1 protein-coding gene is annotated in these 287 nt (G+C 42.9%); it reads left to right on the top strand.

Annotation, left to right across the window (positions count from 1 at the left end):
• A partial coding sequence (locus tag HMPREF2758_RS06995; protein ID WP_148128893.1) for a Cna B-type domain-containing protein occupies window positions 1-287 on the top strand: 287 nt, incomplete at both ends.

Genomic DNA, 287 nt, shown 5'->3' with positions numbered 1-287 from the left:
AAGGTATGGGTAGGTGGACCAAAAGTTAAGCCAACCATTACTTTGGAATTGTTGAGACGGGTAACCGATCAGATCTTGAACTCAGACTTCGATGTTAACAAGCACTCCTTTGTTGAAGGGGATGGAAGTCAGTTTGAAGAAGTGGTTAGTACGATTGAATTGGTAAACGGTACGACCAGCTATCCATGGACTGACCTTCCAGCAACCGATGGAGCAGGTCATCTCTATGCCTATACCGTAAGAGAACGAATTCTTAATAATCAAGACTATCAGTTAGGTACGGAATT

The organism is Facklamia sp. HMSC062C11 (genome assembly GCF_001810675.1).
Taxonomy (GTDB): Bacteria; Bacillota; Bacilli; order Lactobacillales; family Aerococcaceae; genus Facklamia; species Facklamia hominis.
The sequence above is the reverse complement of the archived record's forward strand: the minus strand, read 5'-3'. Positions and strand labels throughout refer to the sequence as shown.